At 56.4% G+C, this 13,379-nt stretch carries 13 protein-coding genes; 10 read left to right on the forward strand and 3 right to left on the reverse strand.

Annotated features, from left to right (window positions below):
* Position 1: 1 nt before the first annotated feature.
* The 5 genes from AC07P6_RS22240 to yqaB all read left to right on the forward strand — a co-directional run bounded on the left by AC07P6_RS22240 (position 2) and on the right by yqaB (position 5,068).
* Positions 2-1,546 (forward strand): sugar ABC transporter ATP-binding protein, encoded by a 1,545-nt coding sequence (locus AC07P6_RS22240; RefSeq protein ID WP_304256893.1) that lies wholly within the window; start codon positions 2-4, stop codon positions 1,544-1,546.
* 17 nt (positions 1,547-1,563) lie between these two features.
* A complete protein-coding gene (locus AC07P6_RS22245; RefSeq protein ID WP_304256891.1) occupies positions 1,564-2,619 on the forward strand; it encodes an ABC transporter permease in 1,056 nt (351 codons plus the stop codon).
* A gap of 59 nt (positions 2,620-2,678) precedes the next feature.
* Positions 2,679-3,476 carry an SDR family oxidoreductase gene (locus AC07P6_RS22250; protein WP_110273248.1) on the forward strand — a complete coding sequence of 266 codons (798 nt, stop codon included), beginning with the start codon at positions 2,679-2,681 and terminating at the stop codon, positions 3,474-3,476.
* A gap of 149 nt (positions 3,477-3,625) precedes the next feature.
* Entirely contained in the window at positions 3,626-4,411 is a 786-nt protein-coding gene (locus tag AC07P6_RS22255) for an SDR family oxidoreductase (protein ID WP_304256888.1), read from the forward strand.
* A gap of 84 nt (positions 4,412-4,495) precedes the next feature.
* A complete protein-coding gene (yqaB, locus tag AC07P6_RS22260) occupies positions 4,496-5,068 on the forward strand; it encodes a fructose-1-phosphate/6-phosphogluconate phosphatase (RefSeq protein ID WP_478314704.1) in 573 nt (190 codons plus the stop codon).
* 143 nt (positions 5,069-5,211) lie between these two features.
* On the opposite strand, the gene AC07P6_RS22265 is transcribed toward yqaB, so the two are convergent.
* The gene (locus tag AC07P6_RS22265; protein ID WP_142981114.1) at positions 5,212-5,364 is read right to left on the reverse strand and encodes a Hok/Gef family protein; all 153 of its coding nucleotides are present in this window, start codon (positions 5,362-5,364) and stop codon (positions 5,212-5,214) included.
* Positions 5,365-5,652: 288 nt separating this feature from the next.
* Positions 5,653-6,348, reverse strand: coding sequence for a GNAT family N-acetyltransferase (locus tag AC07P6_RS22270; protein ID WP_478314706.1), 696 nt, complete (start codon positions 6,346-6,348; stop codon positions 5,653-5,655).
* 210 nt (positions 6,349-6,558) lie between these two features.
* On the opposite strand from AC07P6_RS22270, the gene AC07P6_RS22275 reads away from it, so the two are divergent.
* From AC07P6_RS22275 to AC07P6_RS22295, 5 genes are all read left to right on the forward strand, one after another.
* Positions 6,559-8,127: an ABC transporter substrate-binding protein gene (locus AC07P6_RS22275; protein WP_478314708.1), complete on the forward strand. Its 1,569-nt coding sequence runs from the start codon at positions 6,559-6,561 to the stop codon at positions 8,125-8,127.
* A 164-nt stretch (positions 8,128-8,291) separates the two neighbouring features.
* Positions 8,292-9,341, forward strand: coding sequence for an ABC transporter permease (locus tag AC07P6_RS22280; protein ID WP_434659846.1), 1,050 nt, complete (start codon positions 8,292-8,294; stop codon positions 9,339-9,341).
* Positions 9,341-10,174, forward strand: a complete 834-nt coding sequence (locus AC07P6_RS22285; RefSeq protein ID WP_304256876.1) for an ABC transporter permease — start codon at positions 9,341-9,343, stop codon at positions 10,172-10,174. The genes AC07P6_RS22280 and AC07P6_RS22285 overlap by 1 nt, the downstream gene beginning before the upstream one ends.
* Positions 10,167-11,003: an ABC transporter ATP-binding protein gene (locus tag AC07P6_RS22290; protein ID WP_478314710.1), complete on the forward strand. Its 837-nt coding sequence runs from the start codon at positions 10,167-10,169 to the stop codon at positions 11,001-11,003. Before AC07P6_RS22285 ends, AC07P6_RS22290 begins: the two co-directional genes overlap by 8 nt.
* Positions 10,990-11,694, forward strand: a complete 705-nt coding sequence (locus AC07P6_RS22295) for an ABC transporter ATP-binding protein (protein WP_478314712.1) — start codon at positions 10,990-10,992, stop codon at positions 11,692-11,694. Before AC07P6_RS22290 ends, AC07P6_RS22295 begins: the two co-directional genes overlap by 14 nt.
* A 214-nt stretch (positions 11,695-11,908) precedes the next feature.
* Here AC07P6_RS22295 and AC07P6_RS22300 read toward each other — a convergent pair whose 3' ends face one another.
* On the reverse strand, positions 11,909-13,246 hold the full coding sequence (locus AC07P6_RS22300) for an aspartate aminotransferase family protein (protein ID WP_304256871.1): 1,338 nt from the start codon (positions 13,244-13,246) through the stop codon (positions 11,909-11,911).
* Between the last annotated feature and the right edge of the window lie 133 nt (positions 13,247-13,379).

Consider the following 13,379-nt stretch of genomic DNA (forward strand, 5'->3'; position numbering starts at 1 on the left):
CATGCAGCGGCAAGAACTCGTCAATTCCCAACCAGTCGAATCTGAAGTTATTATCGAAACCCGCGGATTGTCTCGCGTTTATCCAGGCGTTATTGCCTTAGATAACGTGGACTATCGGGTCTATCGAAATAAAGTAAACGTTCTGATCGGTGAAAATGGTGCAGGTAAATCCACCATGATGAAAATGCTTGCTGGCGTTGAAACTCCCTCCTCCGGTCAAATTATTCTTGATGGTACTCCGGTTACCCTTAGCTCGACTCACCAGGCCGAAAAGCAGGGAATCAGCATCATTTTTCAGGAATTAAATTTATTCCCGAATATGAACGTCATGGATAATATTTTCATGGCTAACGAGTTCTTCCAGAAAGGGAAGATCAACGAAAAATATCAATATGAGTTAGCCAAAAAATTACTGGAAAGGCTGGAGCTCAATGTCGATCCCTATACCCAACTTGGTGAATTAGGCATCGGTCACCAGCAGTTGGTTGAAATTGCACGCGCGCTTTCAAAGGACACACGCGTATTAATCATGGACGAACCTACTTCTGCACTCAGTCAGTCGGAAGTCAAAATCCTGTTTAACGTCATTGAGCAGCTTAAGCGTCGCGGCGTCACCATTATTTATATTTCCCATCGACTGGAAGAGCTGATGGAAATTGGTGACCACATCACTATTTTCCGCGACGGACGCTTTATCAGCGAGCGCGAGGTCAGTGATGCCAGTATCCCGTGGATCATCGAACAGATGGTCGGCGATAAGAAAAAACATTTCGACTATCAGCCCGCACCGAAGGGCGAGGCGGTACTTGCCGTTGAAGGTCTGACGGCGTTACACCACAGCGGCGGTTATAAGCTCAACGATGTGACCTTCACATTAAGTAAAGGGGAAGTGATTGGTATATACGGCCTGCTGGGCGCCGGGCGCACGGAGCTGTTTAAAGGCCTGGTCGGGCTGATGCCTTGCCAGAACGGCAGCGTCCATCTTAACGGTGAAAATATTGGCAAAACTCAGTTTCAGACGCGGCTTAAAAAAGGGCTGGCGTTAGTTCCTGAGGACCGGCAGGGCGAAGGCGTGGTGCAGATGATGTCGATTCAATCGAATATGACCTTATCTGATTTCAGCCTGAAAGGTTTTCGCCAGGCATGGAAGTGGCTGAACCCGCAAAAAGAGATTGTCAGCGTCAAAGAGATGATTCGCGAACTGGCTATTAAGGTCAGCGATCCTGAACTGCCAATCACCTCTTTAAGCGGCGGCAACCAACAAAAAGTGGTGCTGGGCAAAGCGTTAATGACGCAACCACAGGTTGTTTTTCTCGATGAGCCAACGCGCGGCATCGATGTGGGTGCCAAAACTGACGTTTATCACCTGATTGGCAAAATGGCCCACCAGGGTCTGGCAGTGATGTTCTCTTCATCGGAACTGGATGAAGTCATGGCGCTGGCGGATCGCATCCTGGTGATGGCCGATGGCCGTATTACCGCCGATTTACCGCGTCATGCGGTTACCCGCGAAAAATTAATCGCGGCTTCAACACCTCAAGATTAATCAGGCTGGAATCCATCATGAACCAGAAATATATGATTTATATGTACCTGCTGAAGGCCAGAACGTTTATCGCTCTGCTGCTGGTTATCGCGTTCTTCAGCGTGATGGTACCGAATTTCCTGACCACATCTAACCTGCTGATAATGACTCAGCACGTGGCCATCACCGGCCTGCTGGCCATCGGCATGACGCTGGTTATCCTGACCGGAGGGATCGACCTTTCCGTCGGTGCCGTCGCCGGGATCTGCGGAATGGTTGCGGGGGCATTATTGACCAACGGTCTGCCCTTATGGAACGGCAGCGTCATCTTCTTCAATGTGCCTGAAGTGATTCTGTGCGTGGCCATTTTCGGCATCCTCGTCGGCTTTATTAACGGCGCGGTGATCACCCGCTTCGGCGTCGCGCCCTTCATCTGTACGCTGGGCATGATGTATGTCGCCAGGGGTTCCGCCCTGCTGTTCAACAACGGCAGCACCTATCCTAACCTCAACGGGATAGAAGCGCTGGGCAACACCGGTTTCTCCACCCTGGGGTCCGGGACGTTAATGGGGATTTATCTGCCTATCTGGCTGATGATCGGCTTCCTGCTGCTTGGCTTCTGGCTGACCACCAAAACCCCGCTGGGCCGCTATATCTACGCTATCGGCGGTAACGAATCCGCCGCTCGCCTGGCCGGTGTCCCGATCGTTAAAGCAAAAATCTTCGTCTACGCCTTCTCTGGCCTGTGCGCTGCGTTCGTTGGCCTGATTGTCGCTTCGCAGCTGCAAACCGCGCACCCAATGACCGGCAATATGTTCGAAATGGATGCCATTGGCGCCACCGTACTCGGCGGAACCGCGCTGGCGGGCGGCCGTGGTCGGGTGACTGGTTCAATTATAGGTGCTTTCGTTATCGTCTTCCTTGCCGACGGCATGGTGATGATGGGAGTCAGCGATTTCTGGCAAATGGTCATTAAGGGCGTGGTTATCGTCACCGCCGTCGTCGTCGACCAGTTCCAGCAGAAACTACAGAACAAGGTCATCCTGATGCGCCGCCATGAAGAGAAACTGGCGACGGCAGGAGCCACCAGCTAATAACGTCTTCATTACCCCGCCGGACGCACTTGCGTCCGGCCTATACAAGGGAAGAAAAAATGCAAAGAAATTTCAAAAACAAAACGGTTGTTATCACTGGTGCATGCCGTGGAATTGGTGCCGGTATTGCTGAGCGCTTTGCTCGGGACGGCGCGAATCTGGTGATGGTCTCTAACGCCGATCGCGTTCACGAAACGGCGGAAACCTTACGCCAACGCTATCAGGCCGATATCCTGTCGTTACAGGTCGATGTAACCGATGAAGCGCAGGTGCAATCGCTGTATGAGCAGGCGGCAGCGCGCTTCGGCACGATTGATGTCTCTATCCAGAACGCTGGCGTGATCACCATCGATTACTACGATCGTATGCCGAAAGCCGACTTTGAAAAAGTGCTGGCCGTTAACACCACCGGCGTCTGGCTGTGCTGTCGCGAAGCCGCCAAGTACATGGTGAAACAAAACCACGGCAGCCTGATTAACACCTCTTCCGGCCAAGGCCGTCAGGGCTTTATCTACACTCCGCATTACGCGGCCAGCAAAATGGGCGTTATCGGCATCACCCAGAGCCTGGCCCACGAGCTGGCACAGTGGAATATCACCGTCAACGCCTTCTGTCCGGGCATTATTGAAAGCGAGATGTGGGATTACAACGACCGCGTATGGGGCGAAGTCCTCAGCACCGAGCAGAAACGCTACGGCAAGGGTGAGCTGATGGCGGAGTGGGTCGAAGGCATTCCGATGAAGCGCGCGGGCAAACCAGAAGATGTTGCCGGACTGGTGGCATTCCTGGCGTCTGACGATGCACGTTATCTCACCGGTCAGACCATCAATATCGATGGCGGCCTGATTATGTCGTAATGACACAAATCATGTCCCGGAGGCGGTGCTGCGCACCTGTCCGGGCTACCCGACGGCACAAGCCCCGTAGCCCGGACAGGCGCAACGCGCCGCCTCCGGGAACGCCAACACCGGGCATGCTAAAGAATATTTTTAAGAGAGTAATAACTATGATCGCAAAAGATTTTGCCCAACAGTTGTTTAATCTGCAGGACCGCGTAGCCTTCGTGACCGGCGCGGGCAGCGGCATCGGTCAGATGATTGCTTACGGCCTCGCCAGCGCAGGCGCTCGGGTGGTCTGCTTTGATCTCCGCGAAGACGGCGGACTTGCCGAAACTGTTAAAAATATTGAAGCGATTGGTGGGCAGGCCTGCTTCTACACTGGAGATGTACGCCAACTCAGCGATCTACGCGCGGGCGTTGCGCTAGCCAAAAGCCGCTTCGGTCGCCTTGACGTCGCCGTTAACGCTGCCGGTATCGCCAACGCCAACCCGGCGCTGGAAATGGAAACCGAGCAGTGGCAGCGGGTTATCGATATTAACCTCACCGGCGTGTGGAACTCTTGTAAAGCGGAAGCTGAAGTGATGCAGGAATTCGGCGGCGGCTCGATTATTAATATCGCCTCCATGTCCGGCATTATTGTTAACCGTGGCCTTGAGCAGGCGCATTATAATTGCTCCAAAGCCGGTGTTATTCACTTATCGAAAAGCCTCGCCATGGAATGGGTCGACAAAGGGATCCGCGTTAACTCTATCAGCCCGGGCTATACCGCTACGCCAATGAACACTCGCCCAGAGATGGTCCATCAAACTCGCGAATTTGAAAGCCAAACGCCAATTCAGCGCATGGCGAAAGTTGAAGAGATGGCCGGGCCAGCGCTGTTCCTCGCAAGCGATGCCGCATCGTTTTGTACCGGTGTTGACCTGGTGGTCGATGGTGGTTTTGTCTGCTGGTAAAACCAACTTTGCGTACAAAAATGCGGGGCACCCTTCCCCGCATTCTCCCGCCTTAATAACGACCTCAGCAAACAGGCAACAGTTATGTATAGCCACTACCACGGCCTTATTTTTGATATGGACGGAACGCTTTTTGACACCGAACCTTTGCACCGCCAGGCCTGGTTAAGCGTATTCGCCGCTGAAGATATCGTGATTACTGAAGAAGAACTCATCCCGTTTAATGGCTCAGCCCCCTGGCAGGTCGCCAGTCAGGTTGTCGCCTTAAAAGGATTAACTACCGATCCGTTCTTACTGGCCGATCGCAAAAAGCAGGCCATTGAAAAATTGCTACAGACAGCGGAAATCCAGGCTTTACCCGCGATGGATATTTTACTGGCGTGGCAGGGTATTAAGCCCCTCGCACTGGGCACCGGCAGCGAGCGCAGTACCGTGGACATTCTGCTTAACCGCTTTAATTTAACCCAGCATTTTGCCGCTATCGTCTCCGCAGACCGGGTTAAAAACCACAAACCGGCCGCCGACACGTTTTTATTGTGCGCCAGCGAAATCCAAGTACAGCCAGAGTACTGCCTCGTTTTTGAAGATTCCCGTTTTGGGATTGAAGCGGCGAAAAATGCGGGTATGGACGTAATTGACGTTAATACTCTGAGCTAAAAATTATGCGGGGTGGCGGCACTGTTGCTATAAACCGGTCGATTTTCTCTCGCCGTCCATCCTGCTCCCCATCAGCAGAAAAAAGGTGCCTTAGGTTCCTTACCCAGCCTGCGGATAGGCGGGGATTGCTCCCCGCATACCGGCTACTTCTTCGTTTCGTAAGCGAGAACGGCCTTAAACTCCATACTACGTTCTTTGATACTCAGCTCGCACAGCGAGTCGCGTACCATTAACGTGAATCCCAGCGCTGTCAGACATAACACTATGACAGCCACCAGAGCGTACTTTGTCAGCATCTCGTTGCCTCCATGCGAAGAAGAGGCTACTATCCAACTGCTAGGTTTGGATTGTAGGCCTCAGGTTGATGGGAACATCTCCTGGGGCTTCGTCTTTCTGAATCCTCACCTAATAAGCCTGAACTCAGAAAGCCTCAGGCACTCGCAGTCATCATACCCTTCCCTGCTCACATTACTGTATATTTAACCAGCTAAAATCATTTTTCAGAAAACGTTTAGACTGACTGGATTTCAGGGAAGATCTCGTCTTTACGAGAGAAGTGGAAAACTCAAAAAAAGCGATTTACGTTAGCGAAAATCTTCCAGTCGCTTCAATTGCCGACCTTCACCATCAAAATTCTCCACCGCCAGCCACGCCCGTATAACCGCATCACACGCAGGCCATTCGCTGTCGATAATCGACAGAATATCGCTATCGCGGGTTCTCTCTTTACGCACCATTCTCTGGCGAAGACGCCCTTCCCAGGTGAACCCCAGTCGGTCAGCGGCGCGGCGAGAGGCGATATTCATCGAGTCGCACTTCCACTCCAGCCGACGATAGCCATGGGCAAAGCCATTTTTCAGCAACAGCCAGATCGCCTCGGTACCGAGCGGCGTGTTTTTCATCGGCCTCGACCAGGTCACGTGGCCAATCTCTACCGTTCCCATCGCCCGCTCAATCGCCATATAGCTCACCAGCCCCACGGCCCGTTCCGAATGCAGATCGATGACCGCGTACGGCACCAGCCCGTCATCCATGACCTTACCGGTAATCCAGCTTGCCGTTGACTCCACGCTCTGCGGGCGCGTGCTGGCAAGCCAGGTCCAGTCGCTATCGTCACCAAGGGCATAGGCAGTGAACAGATCCGCTGCGTGTCGGCTGGCATCCAGCGGTTCCAGTCGACAAAAGCGGCCATTTAACGCCGCCCGGCGCAGAGTATCCGCCCCATGCCATCCAGGGACGCGATCGTTGACCTGCTGACCAAACTCATTGATTTCCGGCACGCTTCTACCCTCAACTATTGTTAGTGTTTTGTTATATCAAGAAGCCAGAATTACCGAAATAGAGCCAGCATAATTATCCTTAATAACCCATTGGCATTGGTTATACTTTTTAAGAATAACCTTATCCGCATTTTGACTTTACGCCTTGGATTAAGCGGCCTAACGTAGCGAAACATCAATAATCACAATAACTCTTTTCAGGGATCGCTCATGACTAAAAAACTGCTGCCGCTGCTGATACTGACCGCATTATCCGCCGCCGTTCACGCCGCCACGCCGCCTGGTACTCTGGTGGTTGCTCAGGGCCTTGATGATATTGTCAGCCTTGACCCGGCGGAAGCCAACGAGCTTTCCAGCATCCAGACGGTACCGAGCCTCTATCAGCGCCTGGTGCAACCGGACCGCGATAACCCTGAAAAAATCACGCCAATTCTGGCCGAAAGCTGGCAGGCAGATCCGGTGGCAAAAACGCTGACCATCAAGCTCAAGCCCGACGCCAAATTCGCCTCCGGCAACCCGCTGCGCCCGGAAGATGTTATTTTCTCGTATACCCGCGCGGTGACTCTGAATAAGTCCCCGGCGTTTATTCTCAACGTTCTCGGCTGGCAGCCGGATAACATCGCCAGTCAGTTGAAAAAAGTGGATGACCACACGCTGGAGCTCCACTGGACCGCCGACGTTAGCCCAGCGGTGGCGCTGAATATTCTCTCCACGCCAATTGCTTCTATCGTCGATGAGAAGCTGATCGCGCCGAACGCCAAAGATAATGACTTCGGTAACGGCTGGCTGAAAATGCACTCTGCGGGCAGCGGCGCGTATAAGATGCGGGTCTATCAGCCACACCAGGCCATCGTGCTGGAGGCCAACGACAGCACGCCAACCGGTGCGCCAAAGTTAAAAAGCATCATTATTAAAAACGTGCCCGACCCAGCTTCCCGCCGCCTGCTCATCCAGCAGGGTGATGCCGATGTAGCGCGCGACCTCGGGGCCGATCAGATTGCAACCCTGCAAGGCAAAGCGGGCGTTAACGTTCTCAGCATCCCTTCCGCCGAGCAAAACTATCTGGCCTTTAATACCGCCAACAGCGCCAACCCGCTGCTGAAAAACCCGGCCTTCTGGGAAGCAGCACGCTGGCTGGTGGATTACGATGGCATCACTAAAGACCTGCTGAAGGGCCAGTACTTCGTCCATCAAAGCTTCCTGCCGGTCGGCCTGCCGGGCGCGCTGGACAATAACCCGTTTAAATTCGATCCGGCAAAAGCCAAAGCGATCCTCGCCAAAGCGGGCATCAAAGATGCGCATTTCACCCTTGATGTGGAGAACAAGCCGCCGTTTATCACCATCGCCCAGTCTATGCAGGCAAGCTTTGCCCAGGGCGGCGTGAAGGTGGATCTGCTGCCGGCCGCCGGTAGCCAGGTGTATGCCCGCGTGCGCGCTAAACAGCACCAGGCGGCGATTCGTCTGTGGATCCCGGACTATTTCGACGCCCACTCTAACGCCAGCGCCTTTGCCTACAACGATGGAAAATCCAGCACCGTTGCCGGGCTTAACGGCTGGCAGATCCCGGAGCTGAATAAAGCGACCCTGGCGGCAGTGGCCGAGCCGGATTCCGCTAAACGCCTGGATTTGTATAAAAAAATGCAGGAAGAGCTGCAGCGCAGTTCGCCTTACGTGTTTATCGATCAGGGTAAAACCCAGATTGTGGTCCGCGATAACGTCAAAGGCTATCAGCAGGGCCTTAACGCCGATATGGTCTGGTATGACCGGGTAACCAAGTAACGCCTGGGGCAGGAGCGATCGGGTAGCCTGGACAGGCGCAACGCGCCGCCTCCGGGAACGCAGGCCCCGATGCCGTATGTTTTCCCGGTAGCGCTGCGCTGACCGGGCTACAACAACAGATCGCACCAGCTGATAACACTGTACTTTTTATCGACGGAATAACCATGTCTGCTGTTTTACCCACCAGAGCAGAGCGGCGCGCAAAACGCCCTCTGCTCGCGCTATTTCAGGGGCTGCTGACGCTGGCGCTGACCCTGCTCGGCCTGTTATTGGTCACCTTCACGCTCTCGGCGCTGTCGCCGGTTGACCGGGTGCTGCAAATCGTTGGCGACCACGCTAGCCAGTCCACCTACGACCAGGTACGCCACCAGCTCGGCCTCGACCAGCCGCTGCCGGTGCAGTTCTGGCACTATCTGGTGAATCTCGCCCACGGCGATCTCGGTATTGCCAGCTCTACCGGGCAGCCGGTGCTCCACGATCTGCTCGCCGCCTTCCCGGCAACGCTGGAACTGGCGACGCTGGCGCTAATTATCGGCGCGCTATTCGGCGTTATCGCAGGCGTCCTGTGCGCCCGTTTCGTCGGCTCGCCGTGGGATCTGGCGGTGCGCACTTTTACGCTGCTCGGCAACTCGGTGCCGATCTTCTGGCTCGGCCTACTGATGCTGGCATTGTTCTACGCCAAATTGCAGTGGACGCCAGGACCTGGGCGGCTGGACGATATTTATCAGTATACCGTTGAACCACGCACCGGCTTTGCGCTGATTGACACCTGGCTTTCAGGCGATAAAGAAGCGTTTAAAAATGCCGCCGGACACCTGCTCCTGCCAGTACTGCTGCTGGCCTATTACTCACTAGCAAGCATCACCCGCCTGACCCGCTCCGCCTGCCTGAGCGAAATGAACAAAGAGTACATCCTGCTCGCGCGCGCCAAAGGGGCCAGCGAGATGACCATCCTGCTGCGCCACGTGCTACCGAATATTCGCGGCACGCTATTAACGGTGATCGCCCTGGCATATACCTCAATGCTGGAAGGCGCGGTGCTGACCGAAACCGTTTTCTCCTGGCCGGGAATTGGCCGCTACCTGACCACCGCACTATTCGCTGGCGATACAACGGCGATTATGGGCGGCACGCTGCTTATCGGCGCGAGCTTTGTGTTGATTAATAACCTCACCGACCTGCTGGTGCGGTTGACCGACCCGAGGGTGCGCTGATGCCGACTTATCTGTTTTTACGCCGCCTGCGCCGCTCCCCCGCCGCCTTTTGCGGCCTGACGATTGTTATTTTGCTGCTGATGGTCGCCCTGTTCGCGCCGTGGCTGGCCCCGCTTGACCCGAACTGGCAGGACGCCGCCGCACGTCTGCAAGGGCCGAGCGCACAGCACTGGCTCGGCACCGACAGCTACGGGCGCGATCTGCTTTCGCGGCTGATTTTCGGCGCACGCCCGGCACTTGGGCTGGTGGCGCTGGTCACCGTGATTACCTTGCCCGTTGGGTTGCTGGTGGGGATCCTCTCCGGCTATTACGGCGGTTGGATCGAACGCATACTGATGCGATTTACTGACGTGGTGATGTCGATGCCGCGGCTGATTCTGGCCTTCGCTTTCGTCGCCATGCTCGGTCCGGGGCTGGTCAACGGCGCGCTGGCGCTGGCGCTCACCACCTGGCCCGCCTACGCTCGCCAGGCGCGCAGCGAAATTCAGCGCCTGCGCCACAGTGATTATCTGGCGGCGGCGGAAATGATGGGCATTCGCGGCTGGCGGCTGCTGATCGGCCATATTCTGCCGCTGTGTCTACCATCAGCTATTGTCAGGCTGGCGCTGGATTTGGCCGGTATTATCCTCGCCGCCGCCGGTCTGGGCTTCCTCGGTCTCGGGGCGCGTCCGCCAATGGCAGAATGGGGCGCAATGATTGCCGACGGGATGCAGGTTATTTTCGACCAATGGTGGATAGCCGCCGCGCCTGGCGCCGTTATTCTTATCGCCAGCCTGGCATTTAACCTGCTGGGCGACGGCCTGCGCGACGTTCTGGAGCCGCAACATGACTGATACCCGACTGACCGTTCAGGGACTCGCCATCGACTACCCCGCCGCCCGGGTAGTGAACAATTTAAGCTTTACCCTCGGCAACGAGCGGCTGGCGCTGGTCGGCGAATCCGGCTCTGGCAAATCGATGACCGCCCGCGCCCTGATGGGGCTGGTGCGCAAACCCGGTACCGTCAGCGCCGATACGCTCAACGTGCTCGGGCGCAACGTGTTGACGCTTAACGATCGCGGCTGGCGCGACCTGCGCGGCAACGATATCGCCATGGTGCTCCAGGATCCGCGCTACGCGCTCAATCCGGTGAAAAATATTCAGGCACAGCTGGAGGAGGCATTAACGCTGCATCAGCGCCTCAACCGCCGGGCGCGACTGGAGGCGGTCAAGGCTGCCGTTGCCGCCGTGGGGCTGGATTTACCGGTGCTTAGCCGCTATCCGGGAGAACTCTCCGGCGGGATGGGCCAGCGGGTGATGATCGCCATTGCCTTGCTCAACAATCCGCAGGTGCTGATCGCCGATGAGCCCACATCGGCCCTCGACGCCCGGCTGCGTAATCAGATCCTCGAACTGCTGGTGGAACAGTGCGAACAGCGACAGATGGCGATGCTGTTGATTAGCCACGACCTGCCATTGGTAGCGGAACACTGCCAGCGGGTACTGGTGATGTACCAGGGCGAGAAGGTCGATGAGATGGCGGCGCGGGATCTGCCGACGGCAACCCATCCCTATACCCGAACCCTGTGGACCTGCCGCCCGGATGCGCAAACCTACGGCCAGATGCTGCCCACCCTCGACAGAACCCTGGACTTTACGGAGGCGGCGCATGGCGGTCGTTAATCTCAAGGATTTGCAGGTTATTTTTGCTGAAAAAACGGCGGTGTCAGCGGCCAGCTTTGCCGTGGATACCGGAGAGACCTTCAGCCTGATCGGCGCATCCGGCTGCGGAAAATCAACCATTTTGCGGGTGTTAGCAGGGCTACAGCGCGACTGGAGCGGCAGCGTCGAACTGTTTGGCAAAGCCATTACGCCAGGCGTACGTTTTCAGGGCGAGCTGCGGCGCAACGTGCAGATGGTATTTCAGGACCCGTACGCTTCGCTGCATCCGAACCATACTTTGTGGCGCACGCTGGCGGAGCCGCTGAAGATTCACAGCATCGGCGAGATTGAGCAGCGGGTAACCACGGCGCTGGAACAGGTCGGCCTGCCCGCCGACGCCGCGCGCCGTTATCCGCACCAGCTTTCCGGCGGCCAGCGCCAGCGCGTAGCAATTGCCCGCGCTCTGCTGCTGCGCCCAAAGATCCTGCTGCTGGATGAGCCAACATCGGCGCTGGATATGTCAGTTCAGGCGGAGATTCTTAATTTACTCAATAGGTTAAAACAGGAGCATGGCATGACCTATCTGCTGGTCAGCCACGATGCCGATGTGATTGCCCATATGTCAGACCGGGCGGCGTTTATGGCGGAGGGCGTGATTCAGCGCTTCTTCGACCGCGAAGCGCTGGTGAACGGTGAACACCGGATGGGGTGAGGTTCTCCCCCTCTCCCTGTAGGCTGAAGTCTCACTGGAACGGCGATTTTCCCCCTCTCCCTGTGGGAGAGGGCCGGGGTGAGGGCATCAGAGCGCACATTTTCCCCTCACCCTAACCCTCTCCCCAAAGGGGAGAGGGAACTGTCCCTCGGCGAATTTGGTAGCCCGGACAGGTGCGCAGCACCGCCTCCGGGAAACACACCGCACAAATCCCCTACTTCGCCAGACTCGCGAAACGAGTGAATACTGCATCAAAAATCGCCAGGCCTTTTGCTACCTGCTCAGCGCTGATGGTGCACGGCGGCACCACGTGAATACGGTTCTCCACCACAAACGCCAGCAGACCGGCTTCGGTTAACGCGCCCTTAATCGCCGCCATATCCGCAGCGGTTAGCGGCGTTTTCTGCTCGCGGCTGCTGACCAGTTCCAGCGCCTGGAACAGACCACGACCGCGAACGTTGCCGATAATCGCGTGTTTCTCCGCCAGCGCTTCCAGCCCCGGGCGCAGCACCTCGTTGCCCATCATTGCCGCATTCTCCACAACCTTCTCTTCTTTCATCGCATCAATGGTGGCGACAATCGCCGCCATCGCCAGCGGATGCCCGGAATAGGTCAGCCCTCCGGCAAAGAAATGGTCGTCAAAATAGCGGGCAATCGGTTCGCTAATCAGTACACCGCCCGCCGGAACGTAACCGGCGTTAACCCCTTTGGCAAAGGTCACCAGATCCGGCACGATGCCATCCTGCTCGAAGGCAAACCAGCTGCCGGTACGCCCAAAACCGGCCATCACTTCATCAAGAATCAGTATGATGCCAAACTCGTCGGCCAGCGCCCGCACGCCCTGCATATAGCCATCCGGCGGCACCAGAATTCCGGCGGTACCCGGAATGGACTCCAGCAGAATTGCGGCAATCGCGTTCGGGCCTTCGCACTCGATCATCCGCCGCAGATGCGCCAGCGCGCGCTGGCACTCCTCCTCTTCCGTCGTGGCGTTGAACTCGCTGCGGTAGAGATAGGGGTTGAAGAAGTGAACGTGGCCGCGCGAATACTCGTTCGGCACGCGACGCCAGTCGCCGGTAGCGGCAATCGCGCTGCCGGTATTACCATGATAGGAACGATAGGCAGAGAGCACTTTATCGCGCCCGGTATAGAGTCGAGCCATGCGGATAGCGTTCTCGTTAGCATCCGCTCCGGCGTTGGTGAAGAACACTTTACTAAAGCCTTCCGGCGCCAGCTCGACGATACGCTTCGCCGCTTCGCCACGGGCGAGGTTGGCGGTGGCAGGCGCGATGGTTACCAGCTCTTCCAGCTGCGCTTTCATTGCCGCCAGCACCCGAGGATGCTGATAGCCAATATTGACGTTGACCAGCTGGCTGCTGAAATCAAGGTACGTATTGCCTTCGTAATCCCACAGCTCGCAGCCTTTGGCCCCGGCGATCACCAGCGGATGTAAATTGCCCTGCATCGACCATGAATGAAATACGTAGGCGCGATCCAGCTGCCGAACTTCATCATTGCTTACCGCTACATCGTTCTGTATTGCCAGCTTCATACCCTGCCCTCTCTCATGTCGTTGTTGTTGACATCATCATTGGCTGCGCCTGAGAAAAACGGATAGAGCCAGTACGGCGAAAATGATGTGACACCGTGTCACATCGCCGCGCGCCGACTGGCCCTGTGCCCAC

The sequence above is a fragment of the Klebsiella sp. GFKo11 genome (assembly GCF_056490265.1).

Excerpts from the sequence above, each read along its gene's own strand:
- AC07P6_RS22240 (WP_304256893.1), top strand. The coding sequence starts at position 2 with ATGCAGCGGCAAGAACTCGTCAATTCCCAACCAGTCGAATCTGAAGTT.
- AC07P6_RS22245 (WP_304256891.1), top strand. The coding sequence starts at position 1,564 with ATGAACCAGAAATATATGATTTATATGTACCTGCTGAAGGCCAGAACG.
- AC07P6_RS22250 (WP_110273248.1), top strand. The coding sequence starts at position 2,679 with ATGCAAAGAAATTTCAAAAACAAAACGGTTGTTATCACTGGTGCATGC.
- AC07P6_RS22255 (WP_304256888.1), top strand. The coding sequence starts at position 3,626 with ATGATCGCAAAAGATTTTGCCCAACAGTTGTTTAATCTGCAGGACCGC.
- yqaB (WP_478314704.1), top strand. The coding sequence starts at position 4,496 with ATGTATAGCCACTACCACGGCCTTATTTTTGATATGGACGGAACGCTT.
- AC07P6_RS22265 (WP_142981114.1), bottom strand. The coding sequence starts at position 5,364 with ATGCTGACAAAGTACGCTCTGGTGGCTGTCATAGTGTTATGTCTGACA.
- AC07P6_RS22275 (WP_478314708.1), top strand. The coding sequence starts at position 6,559 with ATGACTAAAAAACTGCTGCCGCTGCTGATACTGACCGCATTATCCGCC.
- AC07P6_RS22280 (WP_434659846.1), top strand. The coding sequence starts at position 8,292 with ATGTCTGCTGTTTTACCCACCAGAGCAGAGCGGCGCGCAAAACGCCCT.
- AC07P6_RS22285 (WP_304256876.1), top strand. The coding sequence starts at position 9,341 with ATGCCGACTTATCTGTTTTTACGCCGCCTGCGCCGCTCCCCCGCCGCC.
- AC07P6_RS22290 (WP_478314710.1), top strand. The coding sequence starts at position 10,167 with ATGACTGATACCCGACTGACCGTTCAGGGACTCGCCATCGACTACCCC.
- AC07P6_RS22295 (WP_478314712.1), top strand. The coding sequence starts at position 10,990 with ATGGCGGTCGTTAATCTCAAGGATTTGCAGGTTATTTTTGCTGAAAAA.
- AC07P6_RS22300 (WP_304256871.1), bottom strand. The coding sequence starts at position 13,246 with ATGAAGCTGGCAATACAGAACGATGTAGCGGTAAGCAATGATGAAGTT.